19 protein-coding genes and 1 riboswitch are annotated in these 19,950 nt (G+C 42.4%); of the genes, 2 read left to right on the forward strand and 17 right to left on the reverse strand.

Annotation, left to right across the window (positions count from 1 at the left end; translation table 11 throughout):
- Window positions 1-66: 66 nt before the first annotated feature.
- The 15 genes from ABD010_RS02130 to ABD010_RS02200 form a co-directional block, all read right to left on the reverse strand.
- Window positions 67-1,170, reverse strand: coding sequence for a class II histone deacetylase (locus ABD010_RS02130; RefSeq protein WP_343809845.1), 1,104 nt, complete (start codon window positions 1,168-1,170; stop codon window positions 67-69).
- 19 nt (window positions 1,171-1,189) lie between these two features.
- Window positions 1,190-2,431, reverse strand: coding sequence for a Zn-dependent hydrolase (locus ABD010_RS02135; protein ID WP_343809846.1), 1,242 nt, complete (start codon window positions 2,429-2,431; stop codon window positions 1,190-1,192).
- An 18-nt stretch (window positions 2,432-2,449) separates the two neighbouring features.
- Window positions 2,450-3,895 carry a sodium:solute symporter family protein gene (locus ABD010_RS02140; protein WP_343809847.1) on the reverse strand — a complete coding sequence of 482 codons (1,446 nt, stop codon included), beginning with the start codon at window positions 3,893-3,895 and terminating at the stop codon, window positions 2,450-2,452.
- Between the two features lie 22 nt (window positions 3,896-3,917).
- On the reverse strand, window positions 3,918-4,226 hold the full coding sequence (locus ABD010_RS02145; protein ID WP_343809848.1) for a hypothetical protein: 309 nt from the start codon (window positions 4,224-4,226) through the stop codon (window positions 3,918-3,920).
- 172 nt (window positions 4,227-4,398) lie between these two features.
- Window positions 4,399-4,851 (reverse strand): BsuPI-related putative proteinase inhibitor, encoded by a 453-nt coding sequence (locus ABD010_RS02150; RefSeq protein ID WP_343809849.1) that lies wholly within the window; start codon window positions 4,849-4,851, stop codon window positions 4,399-4,401.
- 284 nt (window positions 4,852-5,135) lie between these two features.
- Complete coding sequence (locus ABD010_RS02155) at window positions 5,136-6,800, reverse strand: M4 family metallopeptidase (RefSeq protein ID WP_390350894.1); 1,665 nt, start codon at window positions 6,798-6,800, stop codon at window positions 5,136-5,138.
- Window positions 6,801-7,225: 425 nt separating this feature from the next.
- Window positions 7,226-7,891, reverse strand: a complete 666-nt coding sequence (locus tag ABD010_RS02160) for a methionine ABC transporter permease (protein WP_343810171.1) — start codon at window positions 7,889-7,891, stop codon at window positions 7,226-7,228.
- Window positions 7,872-8,912: a methionine ABC transporter ATP-binding protein gene (locus ABD010_RS02165; RefSeq protein ID WP_343809851.1), complete on the reverse strand. Its 1,041-nt coding sequence runs from the start codon at window positions 8,910-8,912 to the stop codon at window positions 7,872-7,874. Before ABD010_RS02165 ends, ABD010_RS02160 begins: the two co-directional genes overlap by 20 nt.
- A 63-nt stretch (window positions 8,913-8,975) precedes the next feature.
- Window positions 8,976-9,788: a MetQ/NlpA family ABC transporter substrate-binding protein gene (locus ABD010_RS02170; RefSeq protein ID WP_343809852.1), complete on the reverse strand. Its 813-nt coding sequence runs from the start codon at window positions 9,786-9,788 to the stop codon at window positions 8,976-8,978.
- Window positions 9,789-9,929: 141 nt separating this feature from the next.
- A riboswitch (SAM riboswitch) is annotated at window positions 9,930-10,080 on the reverse strand.
- A 150-nt stretch (window positions 10,081-10,230) separates the two neighbouring features.
- Complete coding sequence (locus tag ABD010_RS02175) at window positions 10,231-11,424, reverse strand: ornithine--oxo-acid transaminase (protein ID WP_343809853.1); 1,194 nt, start codon at window positions 11,422-11,424, stop codon at window positions 10,231-10,233.
- Between the two features lie 60 nt (window positions 11,425-11,484).
- On the reverse strand, window positions 11,485-13,032 hold the full coding sequence (gene pruA, locus ABD010_RS02180; RefSeq protein ID WP_343809854.1) for an L-glutamate gamma-semialdehyde dehydrogenase: 1,548 nt from the start codon (window positions 13,030-13,032) through the stop codon (window positions 11,485-11,487).
- Window positions 13,033-13,409: 377 nt separating this feature from the next.
- Window positions 13,410-14,201, reverse strand: coding sequence for an SDR family oxidoreductase (locus tag ABD010_RS02185; protein WP_343809855.1), 792 nt, complete (start codon window positions 14,199-14,201; stop codon window positions 13,410-13,412).
- A gap of 57 nt (window positions 14,202-14,258) precedes the next feature.
- Entirely contained in the window at window positions 14,259-15,203 is a 945-nt protein-coding gene (locus tag ABD010_RS02190) for a threonine ammonia-lyase (RefSeq protein WP_343809856.1), read from the reverse strand.
- A gap of 38 nt (window positions 15,204-15,241) precedes the next feature.
- Window positions 15,242-15,724 carry an acyl-CoA thioesterase gene (locus tag ABD010_RS02195; RefSeq protein WP_343809857.1) on the reverse strand — a complete coding sequence of 161 codons (483 nt, stop codon included), beginning with the start codon at window positions 15,722-15,724 and terminating at the stop codon, window positions 15,242-15,244.
- A 40-nt stretch (window positions 15,725-15,764) separates the two neighbouring features.
- Window positions 15,765-17,513: a class I adenylate-forming enzyme family protein gene (locus ABD010_RS02200; protein ID WP_343809858.1), complete on the reverse strand. Its 1,749-nt coding sequence runs from the start codon at window positions 17,511-17,513 to the stop codon at window positions 15,765-15,767.
- Between the two features lie 284 nt (window positions 17,514-17,797).
- On the opposite strand from ABD010_RS02200, the gene ABD010_RS02205 reads away from it, so the two are divergent.
- On the forward strand, window positions 17,798-18,337 hold the full coding sequence (locus ABD010_RS02205) for a TetR/AcrR family transcriptional regulator (RefSeq protein ID WP_343809859.1): 540 nt from the start codon (window positions 17,798-17,800) through the stop codon (window positions 18,335-18,337).
- Between the two features lie 4 nt (window positions 18,338-18,341).
- Window positions 18,342-18,671, forward strand: a complete 330-nt coding sequence (locus ABD010_RS02210; RefSeq protein WP_343809860.1) for a DMT family transporter — start codon at window positions 18,342-18,344, stop codon at window positions 18,669-18,671.
- A gap of 198 nt (window positions 18,672-18,869) precedes the next feature.
- Here ABD010_RS02210 and ABD010_RS02215 read toward each other — a convergent pair whose 3' ends face one another.
- Together ABD010_RS02215 and ABD010_RS02220 are read right to left on the reverse strand one after the other, a co-directional pair.
- Window positions 18,870-19,604, reverse strand: a complete 735-nt coding sequence (locus ABD010_RS02215) for an HIRAN domain-containing protein (protein ID WP_343809861.1) — start codon at window positions 19,602-19,604, stop codon at window positions 18,870-18,872.
- On the reverse strand, window positions 19,597-19,842 hold the full coding sequence (locus tag ABD010_RS02220; RefSeq protein ID WP_343809862.1) for a hypothetical protein: 246 nt from the start codon (window positions 19,840-19,842) through the stop codon (window positions 19,597-19,599). The genes ABD010_RS02215 and ABD010_RS02220 overlap by 8 nt, the downstream gene beginning before the upstream one ends.
- Window positions 19,843-19,950: the final 108 nt, after the last annotated feature.

Here is a 19,950-nt window from a genome sequence, read left to right on the forward strand (position 1 = left end):
GACAGCCAGTAAAAATACACACGTATGACTTCAGATACCAAGTATTTCCCTGGATTCACCTGACCTTCAAACCCTCCAATAAGCACCCTGAACCTCCTTAACCCTTTCAACTGCATCAATCTGATTTTGATACAACGGTCCTTCATGATAACCCTGATCGAATGGGTCATCAACACCGCTTTGTTTTCCGCTTAGTGCTTCCAAAATCCGAATCGTGCAAAATGGTACATATGCTGTACTGTATCCTCCTTCATGACAGGCAACAAGCCGGCCGTCACAATGTTTTTCTGCCAACCCTTTTACCGTCATAGCCATCTGATAAAAACCGTCCGCTGTCATCAGCATCCTTCCAAGCGGATCAAACCGGCTCGGATCCTGGCCCGCTGAAACCATAATTAGTTCCGGTTCAAACTGATTTATGATTGGTTCGATTACTTGATCAAATGTATAAAGATATCCTTCATTACCAGTCCCGGCAGGCAATTCAATATTTACGTTAAATCCTTCCCCATTCCCTTCGCCGGCATAGGAGATCTGTCCGCGATTTTTCGGGAAAATATTTTCCTGATGCATCGATATAAATAATACTTCCGGATCATCCCGGAATGCGTTTTCGGTTCCATTGCCATGATGCACATCCCAGTCGATAATCACAATCCGCTTCAATCCATATTTGGCCTTCGCATGTTTGGCAGCGATTGCAATATTATTGAATAAACAAAAACCCATTCCTTCGTCCTGTCCAGCATGATGACCTGGAGGCCGAGTCAGCGCATAAGCATTGTGAACCTTGCCCTGCATGACGGCATCAGTCGCCGTTATCACTCCGCCTGCTGACAAGAGTGCTATTTCATACGAATCCGGTCCAACAATCGCATGCTCACCTGCATCACCGCCACCACTGTCGCTTAACTTTTTTATTTTTTCAATGTATTTCCTGCCATGATTCAATCCCACTTCATCGAGCAACGCTTCCCGTGGCTCGATTTGCTGCAGTTCTTTCATAAACTTGGACCGATCCAATAAGTTTTTTACACGGCGCTTGGTTTCCGGATTTTCCGCATGGGTATCTTCCTGTATCCACCCGCCTGAATTAATATTTAATGCACCATTTCCGGTTTGATGCCAGAAATAGCTCTCGTCCCATATGAACCCAGTAACCTTCTCCATTGAAATTCCCCCTGTGCTTTTACAGTTGTTCATTGTTATCAGTCACATGAATCATCGTATCCAGTAAAACATTCGCACCTTTTTCAATATCCTCATCCAACGTTAATTCCGATTCAACATGACTTTTACCATCCACACTCGGCAAAAAAATCATTCCGGTTGCGCAAAACGCATTCATATATTTCGCGTCGTGGCCCGCACCGCTGTACAATCGTCTGTTCGAATAACCAAGGCGCTCGGCACTTTTCGAGACCTGATCAATAATGCCCTCATGAAAGGTTGATGTGTTCACTTCCCACAGTGTTTCTGTTTCCAGTTCCACCTTTCTATCCGTAGCCATATCTTGCATTTCCACCTTCATCTCATCGATAAACTTTTTACGAACTTCATCGTCCAAATGCCGGACATCCACTGAAAAGACAATCTCTTCCGGAATACAATTTACAGCACCCGGTTTTACATCTAGCCGTCCGACTGTCACAGTTAAATCGTTATCAAATACATTGCTTTTTTGTTCTATATGCGAGATTATATTAGCTGCTGCCATCATTGCATCTTTTCGAAGCGGCATTGGGGTTGGCCCGGCATGTCCTCCTTCACCGGTTACTTTCAGCTCCAGCCAGGACATTCCTTTTATCCCTTCTACAGCGCCAATCGTTACCCCTTCATTTTCCAATACCGGACCCTGTTCAATATGTAACTCCAGAAATGCATGCGCTCGCTGCAGCCGATTTGTTTCACCACCTTTGAAATCAATTTCCGCCAATTCATTTTTGAAAAACTTCCCGTCCCGATCCTGCCTGTTATACACATATTCTTTTGAGAAAACACCTGTCAGACCACCGGAACCCAAAAGCGGCGGTTCAAATCGTGCACCTTCTTCGTTCGTAAAATTTACAATCTCAATTGGCCGGTACGTTTCAATCTCATAATCATTCAGAGTACGAATTGCCTCCAAAGCAGTCAACACCCCGAGAACACCATCAAACCTGCCACCATTAGGCTGTGTATCAAGATGTGAACCTATTACCAGCGGATCAAAATTTGTCTGTCCTTTTCTTCTTCCATACATATTGCCAAAGTCATCAATCCTCACTTCCAAACCGGCATCAATCATCCATTCCCGCAACTGCTCCCGCATTGTCTTATCTTCTTTTGATAAGGCAAGACGGCGGAGTCCCTGATTGGGAATCTCCCCGACTTTAGCACTGTATTCAATCGTTTCTTTCATTCGTGCAAAATTTACAGTAAGTGGTTTCATTCAAACATCTCCAATTTATTAGTTCACATGGGACCAGATATCTTCTGCATCTGAGTGTTCTTTTTTCGTTGCCAACGAAACAATAATTAATGTTAACGTCGACAATGGCAATCCAATAAATACAGGGTGAATGCCGAATGGATGTCCAGCTAATTGCCAAATTACCGCTACCGATAAACCAAGCCACATCGCTGAAATCCCGCCAGCTTTCGTAGCCCCTTTCCAAAACAATCCGAAAATGGATGGCGCCAATAACCCTGAGACAAGCATCGCTGTACCAATCACCCATAACACGACCAATTCAGGCATGTACAAAGCGAGCAGTACCGAAATCACCGATACCGCGACAACCGAATAGCGACTGTAAAGAAGCATCTTTTTTTCAGATTTATCTTTAATTCGCGGCTTAATAATATCGTTTATTATAGAAGATGAACCCGCCATGAAGAAGGAGTCAGCACATGAAATGACCGTTGCCATAAGTGCAATGACCATAATTACAACGATTGGAAAGTTAAACACTGCCCCGATTGCTTCATAATAAACAAGGTTCGGTTCAATTTCGGTCATCTGCATACCATATTTCAAAAAAGCTCCTGTTGAAATAATCGCAACACCAATTAAAAAAGCAAGGGCGATGGCAATCCAATATCCGGATAAGGCTGTTTTATAATCTTTTGCTGCCCAAAAGCGCTGCCATAAATCCTGTCTGACAAACTGGTATCCGCCGATCGTAAAGAAGTAGACCAGTACCTCACTCGTGGAAATACTGGTAATACTTAATGCTCCGGAGTCACCGATTGAATCGGCAAATGATTTCATTTCACCCCAGTCACTTCCAGCCCAAAGCACGGCCACAAATAATAGAAAAACACCTAAAGTTTGAATAGTGCCGTGAATTGCATCCTGCCAAACGACCGACTTCAGGCCGCCAAGGAATGTTTTTAACGTCAGCAAAACCCAGCTGATAATAATTCCGGCAGTCATACTGAGACCAATCGTCAAGTTTAAAATCGTCGCGATCGCAACAAACTGCATCCCGGTTACGGCACAATAGGCAAGAAGCACACTGATTACCGTCGGCAGTCTGGCTCCCTCGCCATATCGGAGTGCGGTAAAGTCGCCCAACGTGACCATTTGATGTTTTTCGCCAATCAAACGAATCCGCTTAACGAGAAACGATGCGGTAATAATACCCGTAATTAAGATACTGATATTCAGCCAGTGCTGCCCCATCCCGAAACGATACGCATTTTCCATAAATCCGAGTAAAATCGATCCACCAACGGCTGTTCCGACAAACGTTAAAATTAATGGGAACATGGAGACAGACCGTCCGGCAACATTGTAATCTTCATAGTTCTTTATTTTACGATTGTTAATGTAATACGAAAAACAAATTAATAGTAAAAAATAGACCACTACAATAATCCCAAGTATCATTCGTTCCTGATCGCTGAACAAACTCCTCATCCTCTCCGCTGTTTTAATTTCCAACTGCTAATCCATAAAAATTCCGGGTTTGTACCCTAATGCAATCCCTTACAAAAAATAAGCTGTACACCAAGGCTCCTGTTTTGAAAAAGACCAGCATCTGCCTTACCCCGCAGCGGACGCTGTTTTTCGGCAGTAAGAAAGTATAAAACTTTCTTACTGCATAAGTGCAACTATGGCTGTCACCTAAAGGCTTGGTGACAACCAAGTTTTCTAATGTTATAAGACATCCAACACCCTTAAAATAAAAATAAACCAGCACTATGAACGGAGCCGAAATCAACTTCACTCCTGTCTTCATACAACTGGTTTACACCCCAGGCTTGCTCTTCTTGTCCAGAAGAGTCAACTGGATTTAGCAGCCGTTTGGATATTTTTATTATGGTGAATAATATAGCAAACTTTGAAAGTTCCGTCAATTATTTAAATAGAAGAACTCAAAACCGGGTGGTACTGAACAGACCCCTACTAATCTATTCCCCAACAGAAAAGGATGTCACTTCTTCCAACTCAGGATTTCCATGAAGTATTGCCGTTAGTTCGTACGTTCCATCCTGTAAATCACCTGGCAATGGGATTTTATATTTCAATTCTTCCGCTTGTTTCAGCACGACCGTTTCACCTTTATTCTGCGACTGTTCAAACACCACTTCCCCACCGCCATTTCTGATAATGTACTCAAACGCATCCTCACTTTTCAAATGAAGTTCTTTCACTTGTTCCGTTTGATTTTTCACTCGAAACAATGCATGATCATCTTTAATTTGAAGTGAGGTTTCCAAACTTCCGGCCACGATACCGCCACTGCTTCCTGAAGACTGTTCACTATTTGGATCGGTCTGCTCATCAACTTTCGGCTTTTCACCCTGCTGACTGCAGGAAATTAAACCAATGATCAAAATCAACAATAACGAAATTCGCAACATTTCGCTCAACTCCTTAGAAATGCAAAGAGGCTGGGACAAAAAGTGTTTTATCAAAAGAAAAGACGAATTAACGAGATAGGCTCCTCCGCTCCGGAAATATACTTCGCTTTCCGTGGGCGGCTGGTAAGCCTCCTTGTGCTAACGCACTTCGGAGTCTTACCTATGCCTTTTCTCCCACAGGAGTCTACGTATATTTCCTCCGCTAGTCCTATAAATTGTTCGTCTCTTAGTTTTCAATTTTTAATTTGTCCCAGTTTCTTCACTTCAGTCCAACCGTTCAAACTCTAGTATACTCCTACGTTACTCCATGCATTTGCTACTGCATCATATTCCGATCCATTCCCATAAAGATCAGCAGCTGACTGCAGCAGTGCTGCGCGTGCATCGCTGAAGTTGCTGTATGCTCCAAGATAGACAGTTAGTGCACGGTAATAAATTTTCTCAGCCTTTGCTACACCAATACTTTCAATCGTATTGTATCCGGCCTTATTTGGGATACCACTATTTGTATGAACCCCACCGTTATCCGCATTCGTATACACGTAATCATCCATATGCTCGGGCTGCCCATATGCCGGCGGATTGGAAAGACTGCGTAACGCATCACCACTTCTGCGTGGCGTATATGCATCTTCACCTAGCAGATAATCCTCCCGCTCAACAAATACGGAGAATACATCTGACAACGATTCATTCAATGCACCCGGCTGATCCTGATAAACGAGACCCGCTGAATAGTCCGTAACGGCATGTGTCAACTCATGCGCAACGATATCCAGTGCACCTGATAATGGAGCAAATGTTGATCCATCGCCATCCCCGTATACCATCTGTTGACCATTCCAAAAAGCATTGTTGTAGTTGCTGCCATAGTGTACAGTTGAACGGATTGATGAGCCATTACCATCATAGCTGTTCCTGCCAAATGTGTTATAGAAATAATCATACGTTTGGTCAGCATAAGCATGGGCGTCTACAGCAGCAGCCTGATTACCGCTAGTGAAGGCGTTATTACTATCTGATGAACGATATCCAGGCAAATATGTTCCGTTTTCAGCCGTAAACGTTTCAATCACGCCGTTCATTGGGTTCGTCACATCATACAAGAAATAAGACCCGTTTGATAAATACGTGTTCAATTCTTTGTAATCTCCGAGAACTCCGTATCCATAGCCACTGGCTGCACCAGCGTCGGTAACTGCATTATAGGAATCAATAATGGAACCGTCATTTGCGTCAACGAAGATCTGCCAGTTGCCAGGTTCAGGGAAAATAAACTGCAATTCAACATGATATGCTAAATGACTTTCTCCACCTGTTGAATAGACAACAAGGTCTGCCTTTTCCGCTGTGTTTTTCACTTCTGATTTCGCCAGGTTACTTGCTTTTTTCAATGCTTTTTTATTTGCATTTTTTGCTTTTGTTTCCTTTTTCGTCAGATTAATTGATTCCCAGGCACTGTCAATTGCATCTTTTTTTGATAAGTCTGCTTTAAGATTTCTGCCCAAATCTTTTGCAGCCTTTGGATGAACCTTACCAGTTACCGCCGACACAATTCCGTTTTCATTTGTGTGAACCGTAAACGTTGCTCCATAAACCGGAACCCCGTCTACTGACTGTGTAAACTCATAATGTGTCATGCCAAGCTTGTCCGTTGATTTTTCAACAAAAGATAAATCCGAATTCGGATCCAAATTATATAATTCCTTATTTTCTTCAATATAGTTTTTTATCTGCCCAACACCTTTAACGCTTTGTTTTGATAGTTTACCAGATACAAATGTTGGAGCGGTTTCCCCTTTGTTCCAGACTATATTAAAGTTTGAATTAGTCATCGACTTCATTTCCTGAATCGCTTTATTGCCTGCCTCTTCGGCACTTACCGTTCCCGTCACACCTGTCAGCGTCAAACTTACCGCCAATGCTGTTCCGGCAACAGTACTCAACATTTTATTCTTCTTCAAACTGCATCACCCATCCCCTTCATTAATATGAAAGGCGCGCGCTTTTCGTAAAATCTATACGGACCGTCTATTCCACAATAGCAAATCAAATAATAGATTCCCATAGTCATATCGAAACTTTATGAAAACGATTAAATAGTACTAATTATTGGAAATTAAAAGGAATAAAGATGCAAAAGACGACATTTTTGGCAGAATTGATCATGGTAATCAAGTTTCAATACCTTCCTGTTTTGACAGAGCTTATAAGGTGAAATGATACATTTCTGGTACGACTTTTCAGCTACAAATTTGTATAATTATGCCCCAAAAATGGGCCTCCGCACAAATAACTATTTTTCGGCAAAAACGCGATGGCGCCTATACCCCCACCCCGTTTTACCAGCTTTGAAATAGATTTCCGACTATGATCATCCTTTTTTCATTCGAGCTGACATGCGGTTACCAAAAGTTTGAATGCTTTGAACCATAATAATTAATATAAATACGGTCACATACATGACATCCACTTCGTAACGAAGATGTCCGAAACGGTAGGCTAAATCACCTAATCCACCGGCACCAACCAAACCTGCCATTGCTGTTTCACCAATCAGGCTTATTGTCGCAATCGTTAATCCAAGAATGATCCCGGGTCGTGCCTCCCGTACAAGTACATGCCATATGATGGACCTCGGTTTTATCCCCATTGCCTCATAAGCTTCAATAACACCGCGGTCCACTTCAAGCAGTGCCGACTCCATTAATCTGGCAATATAAGGTGAACAACTCACAACCAGCGGTACGATCACGCCTTGTACGCCAATGGTTGTTCCGGCAATTAACTTAGTGAATGGTAATATGAAAAACAGCAAAATGATGAATGGAATCGAACGAATCGTATTGATCAGTGTATTCAAGAAAAGAAAAAAATATTTATTTTCCAGGCTTTTACCCGGTCTTGTCAGCACGAGCAAAATTCCTAACGGCAGCCCAATCACAATGGAAATTCCAAGCGCAATCACTACCATTTGAATCGTGGCAATAATCGCTTCAGCAATTTCATCGCCCCATTGATTAAGAAACGCGGTAATCACTTCGAACACTTTTATCCACCCCTTCCACTTTTACTCCTACGCTTTCCAGATAGTTAATCGCCAACGTTGTTTCATCGTTATTCCCTTCAAAAAAGACTACCAGGCGCCCGAAAGGCTGATCCTTCAGCTGCGTTATGTTACCAGACAAAATATTCGGATAGACGTCAAACTTCTTACTGACCGCCGCAAGAGCAGGTTCCTCCGAAGAATTTCCAACAAAAGATAACGTAACAACGGATCCCCTTTGTTCCAGTGATTCCAGTAAATCCTGCGGTACATCCCCCTTGAATAAACTGCTTGTAAACCTTTTGGTGGTTGTGTGCTGCGGGTCAGTGAAAATATCCAGCACCGATCCGGATTCGATTACTTCTCCATTTTCCATTACCGCAACATGATCACACACCTTCTGAATAACATGCATTTCATGCGTAATTAACAAAATGGTAATGTTAAGTTCCCGGTTTATTTTCAACAGAAGATCAAGTATTGCCTCCGTTGTATCCGGGTCCAATGCACTTGTTGCTTCATCACTAAGCAAAACTTCCGGTTCGTGTGCCAGTGCACGTGCAATAGCAACACGCTGCTTTTGTCCGCCTGATAATTGGGCAGGATAAGCTTCCTGTTTATCTTCAAGTCCCACAATACGCAAATATTTTACTACACGTTCATTTGCTTCCTTTTTAGAAACACCAGTCAATTTCAATGGCAGAAAAATATTTTGATAGACAGTGGCAGTCGAAAGTAAATTAAACCCTTGAAAAATCATTCCTATCTTTCTTCTTGATTCATTCAATTGCGCATTTGATAAGGTGGTTAAATCACGATCATTTATCATAATGCGCCCTTCTGTTGGTCGTTCCAGCAGATTGACACAGCGGACAAGCGTGCTTTTTCCTGCACCACTGTATCCAATAACTCCAAAAATTTCACCCTTCTGCACAGACAATGATACGTTTTTCAGCGCCTGTGTTTGTCCTTTCTTTCCATCAAATACCTTGGATATATGTTCAAGCTGAATCATGTATGAATCACTCCTTGTATAAAGAACACCCCATTTCGTGAATGGGGCATCTGAAAAATTTTATTACCAGCTGGGAATTACAGATCCATTATATTTTTCCTTAATAAACTGTTTCACTTCAGGTGAATGGTAAATATCAACCAGTTTTTTCAATGTTGGATCGTCCTTCAGTTCTTCTCGTGTGGCAATAACATTTACCCATGGAGAATCCTTAGGCTCTATAACCAGCGCATCCTCGGTAGGAACCAGCCCAGCTTCAGTGGCGTAGTTTGTATTGATTGCCGCAATTGACAGTTCACCCAATAATGACGGAATTTGCGCAGCATCCAATGGTTCAAATTCAAGGTTTTTTGGATTTTTCACAATATCATCCACAGTTAATTCACTGTTCTTCACGCCATCTTTCAATTCTATAATTCCAGCAGATTCAAACAGCTTCAATGCCCTTGGTGCACCGGTTGAAATACTGGGGAACCCAACTGTGCCGCCCTCCTGCAAATCTTTTATATTATTGATCTTTTCGGAGTAAATACCCATTGGAAAATTAACGGCTTTACCAATCGAAACCAGGTTCAAGCCCTTGTCTTCATTAAAGTTATTCAGAAATGGCTGATGCTGATAAACATTTGCATCAAGCTCTCCTTCATGAAGGGCTGTGTTGGGAATAACATAGTCAGTAAAAACTTTAAGCTCCACTTCAAGACCTTGCTCAGCAGCTAAATCTTTCACCTTTTCCATAATTTCTTCATGCGGCCCTGCTGTAACCCCAACAACGATATGGTCACTGTCCACCTCATCACCAGATGCGTCGGCTCCGCATGCAGTTAAAACAATGATAAATATAATACTAAATACAGAAATAAATCCTTTTTTCATGTTTGCTCTCTCTCCCTTTTCTCTAGTTAGTTTAAATTGAAACGAGATGTATCTGGCTGTGTCCTCCTTTCTCCAATAAAAAAATCGACCTCTTTTATAAAAAAAGAGGTCGATGATTATCACGATTAAGATTCGATCCACCTCTTATCTGCCAGAAAGTTACTTCTTTCTGTTGGATGTAGCACCGTGCCAAATCATGAATGATAACGGCTATGTTACCGTTTCACAATAGATTTACCGCCGGTTGCTGGGCTTCATCGGTCCAATTCCCTCAGCCTGCTCATAATAAGAGTTTCAAGATTATTTAAATGTTAGAAAATAGTGTAGCCTAAAAGTTGTCCGGTGTCAATTGGCCGCGGGAAAATTTAAACAGGAAAATCCTCCAACGTAAAAGAAAAACCTGCCCCGACTATCCAGTCGAAGCAGGTTTAAAAGCACATTTTTATTTCGAAAGCACGTTATGAATTTTTTCAATTGCCCAGTCAAGATCCTCTTTTTCAATCACCAATGGTGGTGCAAAACGGATTGTGTTATCATGTGTTTCTTTACACAACACGCCCTCTTTCTTCAATGCTTCACAATAGTTGCGGACCGGGTGACTGAACTCAACTCCGATGAACAATCCGCGGACACGAATTTCCTTCAATTCCGGATTGTCGATTTTGCGCAATGCTTTTTCGAAGTATTCACCCAGTTCCAGTGAACGCTCAACCAATTTTTCTTCTTCAATCACATCAAGCGCAGCCATTGATACGGCACAAGCCAACGGATTTCCGCCAAATGTTGAACCATGTGAACCCGGTGTGAAAACATCCATAATATTTTTGTTGGCAGCAATTGCAGATACCGGCATTACGCCGCCACCTAATGCTTTACCCATGACAAAAATATCCGGAATAACACCCTCCCAATCACATGCAAACATCTTACCAGTACGTGCAAAACCAGTTTGCACCTCGTCAGCAATGAACAATACATTGTTTTCATCACAGATTGAACGGATTTCTTTTAAATATCCCTCTGGAGGAATAATAATTCCTGCCTCACCTTGGATTGGCTCTACAATTACAGCAGCTGTGTTTGGTGTAATTGTCGCTCGAATCGCGTCAACATCACCATATTCCACCTTGTTAATGTTAGGAACGAATGGACCGTAATCTTTTGTTGCGCCGGGATCATCAGACAAAGAAATTGCATTTAATGTCCGACCATGGAAGTTTCCCCTTGCTGCGATGATTTCTGCCTTGTTGTCTTCCACCCCTTTTACTTCGTATGCCCAGCGGCGGGCTGCTTTAATTCCGGTCTCAACAGCCTCTACACCGGTGTTCATTGGCAGCACTTTATCTTTTCCGGTTATCTCTGCAACACGCTTGGTCCATGGTCCCAGTACCTCATTATGGAATGCACGTGATGTCAACGTTACTTTGTCCGCCTGATCTTTCAGCGCAGCAATAATCTTGGGATGACGGTGGCCCTGGTTTACAGCAGAATAGGCACTCAGCATATCCATGTATTTATTGCCTTCAGGATCCTTTACCCATACACCTTCAGCTTCAGCAACGACAATTGGCAGCGGATGATAGTTATGCGCACCATAATGTTCTGTCTGTTCGATAACTTCTTTTGACGATGCCATGAAAACTCCTCCTTCCATTTGATTGGAGCAGGATGCTGTCACATCCCGCTCCGTAAAATTCTAATATGTCTCTGATACTGTTTTTGCCATCATGTGCAATGCCAGGTAATCCGGACCGCCTGCTTTGGAATCTGTACCGGACATTTTGAACCCGCCAAATGGCTGATATCCGACGATTGCACCTGTACAATTACGGTTGAAATACAGATTACCTACATCGAATTCCATCGTTGCCTTGTTCAGATGTTCACGGTTTCTGGAAATGACTGCGCCGGTTAAGCCGTATTCTGAGTTGTTGGCCATATCAAGCGCCTCGTCAAAGTCTTTTGCTTTGGCAAAGGCAACAACTGGCCCGAAAATTTCTTCCTGCATGATACGTGCTTCAATATCGACATCAGCAAAAACGGTTGGCTGAATAAAGAAGCCTTTCGAATTATCTCCTTCACCGCCAGCAGCAAGTTTTCCTTCCTGTTTGCCAATTTCGATATAATCCATAATTTTATCATACGCACCCTGGTCAATAACAGGACCCATGTACATATCAGGTGTCGTTGTTTCTCCAACAGTCAATTCGTTTGTACGCTTCACCACTTTATCAAGTACTTCATCATAGACATCTTCATGGACGACAGCTCGTGATCCGGCAGAACACTTTTGTCCGGAAAATCCGAACGCAGACGTTACAATTGCATCTACTGCAACATCAATATCTGCTTCTTTGTCCACAACAACAGTATCTTTTCCACCCATTTCCACGATAACACGTTTCAGATGGTTTTGTTGCTCCTGCACTACTGCAGCACGGCTATACAGACGTGTACCAACATCACGGGATCCGGTAAACGTAATCAGGGATGTTTTGGGATGATCGACAAGATAATCGCCGACCTCTCCGCCGCTTCCAGGTAGGAAATTGATGACGCCATCCGGCATACCAGCTTCCAGCAATACATTAACAAACTCTGCCGCAATGACAGGTGTGGCACTTGCCGGCTTCAAAATCGTCGTATTACCTGTCACGATTGGTGCAACGGTTGTACCGACCATAATCGCAAATGCAAAGTTCCATGGCGGAATTGTAACCGCAACCCCCGTCGGAATGTACATGTAACGATTGTACTCGCCAATCCGGCTGTTTATTTCTTTTCCCTGATCCAATTCAATCATCTGGCGTGCATAATATTCCATGAAGTCGATGCCTTCTGCAATATCCGCATCAGCTTCCTTCCAAGGTTTACCACCTTCTTTAATAAGCAGTGCCTTGAATTCAGCTTTTCTGCGGCGCACAATGGCAGCCGCACGAATTAGAATATTGGCACGGTCCACTGCTTTCGTAAATTTCCATGTTTTAAAAGCTTCAGCTGCAGCCTGAACTGCTTTTTCAGCTTCTTCCTTACCTGCTTTTGCTACTGTTCCAATAACTTCTTCTTTATTTCCAGGATTAATGGAAGTGATTTTTTTCTCAGTGGAAACACGTTCACCGCCAATTAGAAGATCATACTGTTTTCCAAGTTCAGCCTGGATCGTTTTCATCCCAGCATCCAGTTTCTGACGATTTTCTTCTACTGTAAAATCTGTAAATGGTTCGTGTTTATATGGTGTTAACATGTAAGCCCTCCCAAAATTATTTATCTTTCCACTTTCATACTAGCAAATTCCATGCCAATTGTTAGAATGCTTATTTGACAGGATGAAAGATTAATAGAATGCAAAATATATTTGCGGTGCCAGTGGATTACCGCAAATATATTTTGCATGTTTACATAAAATGAAGCGCATGGGATGGTCAGGAAGCCCAGATATGTGTGATTTGATACCGTATATGTGCGATTCTGAAAGATATATGTGCGGTTTGGTGCCAGATATGTGCGCTTCCGACCCTTTTATGTGCGATTTTAATTTTGGTCATATCTGCACTATATACCTTTAACGGGAGAATGAGTGTCCCCACTCTCCTGTGCGAGTGAAACCGCAGTTAAGTATCGTTACAACGCCTTTACCATCCCACCATCCACAAGCAATGCCTGACCAGTGACATAGGTATTTGCCCCGGAGCATAGATAAACAACCATATTGGCAAACTCTTTCGGCTCGCCATATCGTTCGATTGGTATCGACTTTTCCGCCTGCTCCTTGACTTTCTCATAAGGTTTACCCGTTTTTTCCGCATTTACCTGATCTAAATGTTCTACCCGATCCGTTGCAATCCGGCCCGGGCCGATTGTGTTAATTAAAATGTTGTCCGGTGCTAATTCCTGTGACAAGCTTTTGGAAAGCCCGACAATTCCTGCTCTGAAAGTGTTTGATAAAATCAGGTTATCAATGGGCTGTTTAATTGACGAGGAAGCAAGATTGATGATGTGTCCGGCACCCTGCTTCCGCATATGGGGCAGCACCTCCCTGATGGTTCGTACAAAACTTAGCAGGTTCAGCTTAAATGCCTGATTCCAGTCGTCATCATCAACGTCATCAAACGTTCCAGCTGGTGGACCGCCGGCATTGTTAATCAGCACATCTACTTTGCCGTTTAGCTCCACTGCTTTTGATACTAAGTCTTTGATTGACAGTGCATCCGTAATGTCGCAAACCGTATATTCCACCTGTCCGTTTCCTGTTTCCGACCGAATTTCTTCCCGTGTTTTCTTCAATTCTTCTTCGCTGCGGCTGGAAATTAATACATGTGCACCTTCTGCGGCAAACTTTTTGGCAGTCGCTTTTCCCAATCCCTTGCTTGCTGCTGTAACAATTACCGATTTCCCTTGTAAATCCAAGTCCATTATTTTGATCCCCTTTCCATTCCGGTCTTTATCGCTTTAAAGAACAGCTGCTTCACTCTATTTCAGCAATGACTGAATCACCTTATTGTCAATATTTCCACCGGAGGCGAGCGCAACAATTCGCTTGCCGTCGGGAGCACTTCTTAAAGCAGCTGCAACTGAAACAGCGGCGGAGGCTTCAATAACTTGCTTCATTCTTGTTAGTACTATCCCAAAAGCTTCCTGAATCGCATCCTCGTCCACTAATACAATATCATCCACGTATTTCTGGACCACCGGAAACGTTAATTCGCCCGGTATAGAGGTCCGCAATCCGTCTGCAATGGTCGTCGTACCACCAATATTTACCCGTTCTCCTTTGTTAAGCGATAAATACGTATCGTTCGCTATTGCTGGTTCAACCCCAATCACCCGGATGGATGGCTTGGTTTCTTTTATTGCTGTTAATACACCGGAAATTAATCCGCCGCCGCCAATTGGCACATACACTTCACCAATGTCTTCAACCTGTTCGATTAGTTCCAGTCCGACTGTTCCCTGACCGGCCATAATCAGTGGATCATCATAGGGAGGAATGTAGATTCCATTCTCCGCTTCACAAATTTTCTTCGCCCGGTTAATCCGTTCTTCAGACGTGGTTCCGCAAAACTCCACATTTCCATGGTACAATTCGATTGCCTTAAGCTTATTAACCGAAGCATCTTCCGGAACAACAATTGTCGAGGGAACCCCCAGTTGATTAGCGATATATGCTACTGCCTGGCCATGATTGCCGGATGATGCCGTAATAATGGCGTCCGGGTTCAATCGCGCTGCTGCATCTTTCACTTTATTTGAAGCACCTCTAATTTTAAATGACCCCGTCTTCTGCAAGTGTTCACACTTTAAAAAAAGTTGATTTCCGGCATTAGCAGAAATTCTGTTTGAAGTCATAATTGGCGTCGTTTTTGCGATGTCAGAAATATTTTCTCTTGCCTGATAAATCTGTTCAAGGTTAATCAAATTCAAAACCCCTTTTTTTGCATGATAACAGTCCTCAATTACTGATTTGGCACCTCACGCTTGATTCGTTCAAAAATATCTGGAGCAGTTTTATCAATACGGGCAGGTTTCCACTTTTTGTTGAGCCACATATGCAGCGTACTTCCGCTTACAAGCAGCTCACCTTCCTGTTCCTGAACCAACCCTTTGCCTGCCGATTTTTGCTCCAAAAACTTTTCTTCAGCAATTCGCCGTACTTCATAGTCAAATCGCAGTTTAATTGGTGTATAAAGCCCAATTTTTGTGTAAACTGCTGCACATTCATTATAGGCAGCCGATTTATGGTAATCGATATCCAGATTCAAGACCGGTAAAAGCAATCCAAGATTCTCGATATCTTGATAAGCTATACCTGCTTCCTGCATCATCTCGGTCCGGCCCATCTCAAACCAGTTTACATAGTTGCCGTGATGCACGACACCCATTTGATCCGTATCTTTGTAATAAACCCGCAATACATGTTCATGCCATGTCTCACCCATTATCATCACTCCTGTCCATCCTAAAAATCCACTGTTGCTCTCAGCTTCTCCGTTCAAGCCGCTCCTCCGCCATTTCTTTCAACCGGAATTTCTGTACCTTGCTCGTACTTGTCAACGGCCAGTCAGATGCTGGGATAAACCAGACATAGCGCGGAACTTTGAACCGTGCCACCCGCGATGAACACCAGTCAATAATATCCCGTCGCATACATGATTCACCTGACTTCAACTCCACAAAAGCAGCACCAGCTTCGGTTGTTACTCTGTCCGCGACGCCTACGATAAAAACCTGATTAACCGCCGGATGTTCAGCAATTACTTCTTCGACCTCCCGTGGCGCGACAAGTTCACCTGACACTTTATACAAATCACTTGTCCGGCCAAGCAATTCAATATAACCATTTTCATCGATTCGACCGACATCGCCAGTATGCAGCCAACCATCTTTATCAATTGCCTTGGCCGTTTCATCAGGTTTATGATAGTAACCTTTTGTCACCGTACAACCTCTGATTACAAGCGCACCAACCGAACCCGGCTGTAAATCCTCACCTGTTTCCGGATCCCTTGTTTTATATTGTACTGTGCTGCCATTAAATTCAGGAAGACCTGCAGCACCAGCGAGTTTTGGCCGCCCGACACGTGTCGCGATCCGTTCGATCGGATCAGACACCTCAGTCGTCACACCGGATGATGTCACCTCTGTCTGGCCATATCCGGTTAGAATTTCTGTTAAGCCAAGCGTCTTCACAGCATTTTCCCACACATGAACGGGAGCAGGTGCCGCCCCGCACCAAATCGCAAATAAATGGGACAAATCGAATGCTGACCGCCGTGGCTCATTCAGCAGTGGAACAAGCATTGACGGAACGCACAGAAAGTCATTTGCCTGGTATGCTTCCATTTTTTCCAAAGCCGAAAGCGGGGAAAAACGTGATGCCGAAATAAGCGACCCACCGACAAACGACATTGCCAAAATACCTTCAACGATAGCAAAACAATGGTAAAATGGCAGCGGAGCAAATGTTACACGACCATCCTCAATTGCCCTGCTCAAGCATGTACTATAGGAACAACGCAGCAAGTGATCATGGGTCAGCATGACGCCTTTTGGCTTACCGGTCGACCCCGATGTATACATGATTTGCGCTACCTCATCCGGATACAATGATGCATTATATCTTGCCTCCAGTTCTGCATCTAAAATACCTTCACCGCCAGCGTAATATTCCCTCCACTCCATAAAACGTGAGTCCCCAGAATTTTTACTAGTCGGCATACATACAACATGCTCCAATACACTAGCATCCCGAAACGCCGAATCATCCAGTAAATCCTTCACAATTCCGACAGTATCGTTTCCTTTAATCCGATCATGAATAAAAAGATAGCGGGAATCGGACTGACGCAAAATATACCCCAATTCATCCCGACTGAGCATCGTATTAATTGGAATAAAAACAGCCCCAACCATTGAAGCAGCAATCATCAGTGATGGATAAACCTTATCATTTTCCATCAAAACCGCGATATGTTCCCGTCGTTTCACACCAAGATTCAAAAATGATTTGGCATAACGACACGCCTCTGCCCACACCTCTTTATATGTCACTTTCTCATCCTCTATGTATATGAACGGTCTGTCCGCGTATTGCTGGCACATTACCGAAAAATGCTCCGCAACCGTATGTCGCGGCCACTCCGGAAAGCGTTGCTCCAATGCCGCTCGCCTTTCTTCTATTGGTAAATCTTTTCCGATTGTCAATGATTGTTGTGTATCCTCGAACATATGACCATCTCCTTTCAGACTGAATTTATTGACATTATACCGTTTTCTTGGATTGGTAGAAAGGAATACCGGTCAGTTAAAAAGTCTGCCGTCTAAAATTGTTATTTCCCGGGAAATAGTGTCGAATGGAGGGTTTAAATTCACCTGTATTAAAAAATTCTAGCCCTACACCTCCCCGATAAATATTCAACAATGATTCTGGATTGGATAATTATTTCCTTGACAACAAAACCGTCCAGACGGTATACTAATTTTAGAAAATCATCACAGAAAGGTAATTGACAATGGCTAACAATGATACACGACATAAAATTCTCAAGGCAGCTTCAAACATTGTACAGCAAGATGGAATATTGGATTTAACATTGGAGGCGGCAGCAGAACAGGCTGGCGTTAGTAAAGGTGGACTACTATACCACTTCCCGTCTAAAGATGCGTTAATTGAAGGCATGGTTCAGCATCTGTTCGAAAATTACGCTGTAAACATCAAAAAAGAAGCAGATCAGGATCCTGTACAAAAAGGCCGTTGGACACGTGCTTTTATTAAGGAAACCTATCAGCAAAGTACGCCTGATAAAAACATGGATGCCGGATTAATGGCAGCAGCGGCTATTAATCCTGATCTCTTGAAGCCTGTCCAGGATGCATATGAAGAGTGGCAGCAAAACATCGAGCAAGATGGATTTGACCCGATTAACGCAACAGTTTTGCGATTGGCTGTGGATGGTCTTTGGTTTTCTGAAATTTTTGGGTTGGCTCCGTTGGAAAAAAGTCAACGGAAGCTGGTGCTGGAAAGGCTGATTCAGCTTACAAAGGAGGAATGAAGTGATGGCAGGCATGATGTACCTTCTTATTGCAGTAATCGCTGAGGTGGTTGGAACGACGGCACTGAAATCAAGCAATGGTTTTAGCAATTTGTTCCCATCCATTATCGTCGTTGTAAGTTATGTTTTATCGTTTTTCTTATTAGGCATGTCCTTAAAAACAATTCCTTTGGGTATCGGATATGCTTTATGGTCAGGCATCGGAACTGCTCTGACAATCATCATTGGAGTAGTGGTTTGGAAAGAGGCAATGTCCTTAGCAAGTGTGCTTGGTGTTCTGCTGATTCTGTCGGGTGTCGTGATCTTGAATATGAATAAGGTTGGAATTGGATAGTGAATAGAAATATAAGAATTGAAGCCGCGATAATCATATTAAACAGCCGCCAATTGACAATTGACGGCCGTTTTTCATTACATAATAAAAGTTATAAATCTTTTCACCTGCGTTCCCATTCACAAGTCGTTATTCTCAACAGCAAACGTAGCTGAACCTGCTTTTCACTCTTTTAACGGCAATAGTACTCTTGAGTCCTTATTCATAAGTAATAATATAATCACATCCACATTCTTTAACATCTTCCGGATTAACTTTCGAAGTAACTTCTACTGTTGGCCTTCCACTATTTTGGTCTACGGATACAACGTTCGCGTTTATCTGGTAACCTTTTAATATCAATTGAAAAAAAAAGTCATTATAAGGCTTAGAAATATAACCAACTCTCGCATCATTATTTTGAGGATCAATCAATTCAACAGCTTTTTCTTCACTTGTGTTATCGACTAAATTAGTTTTTAAGTTTAAGAAATCATTTATGCTGAACCCTCTATTATAATCCCGTGTATGTGACCATCCAGCTATTTCACCTTTATAGCTTATATTTCCACTATCAACAACCACGGGTTCCAGAAAACTAATCGAATCTGTAGCGAGTTGTCCTTTTGTAATTCTTAAATATTCCCAGTCAAGGTCATCAGACTCATTTAAATTATGTTCATTTACAACCATTTTAAAGATATTTCTATTTTTATTTGGTAATCTTCTCTCGAATACTGAAAAAAGTTTGTTACTTTTATACTCCTTGCTTAAGTCGTTTAAACCAACAAATGGCGTAAACCCTTCACTTTTAGCCTCTTTCACAATACTTTTGTTATACTTAAAGATGTACTCATCGAAGTTTTTTTCCAACACTCCCACAAAATAATTTTTGCCGGTTTGGGTTCCTTTCCATGAGACTAGCAGCTTTTTTAACCGATTCATTTTATCCATTTAAATGCTCCTTACTTAATAGGTAATCTCTTCGGGTAATTAAAATTTTAGTTACTAATTCTTTATGAATATCAGACATGACAGTAGAAGGAACATTATTAACTATACCCTTGATTTTCTCATTTGACAGATTCTCAACCGCTTGATGATGCTTTATAATTTCACCGTAATATTTTTCCTTTACCAAGTTATAAAAATCAAAAACAGATTCTCCCACTATTAGTATATTTATATTCATTAACACTTAACCTACAACACAAATCAATTTAAGCGTTTATTTTTTATTATAGAACAGTTATTCGCCCTGTCAACTAAAATCATACATATACAATATCGCTAAATATAA

Origin of the sequence: Virgibacillus siamensis (assembly GCF_039522605.1) — a bacterium.
In the GTDB taxonomy this organism is placed as follows: domain Bacteria; phylum Bacillota; class Bacilli; order Bacillales; family Amphibacillaceae; genus Lentibacillus; species Lentibacillus siamensis.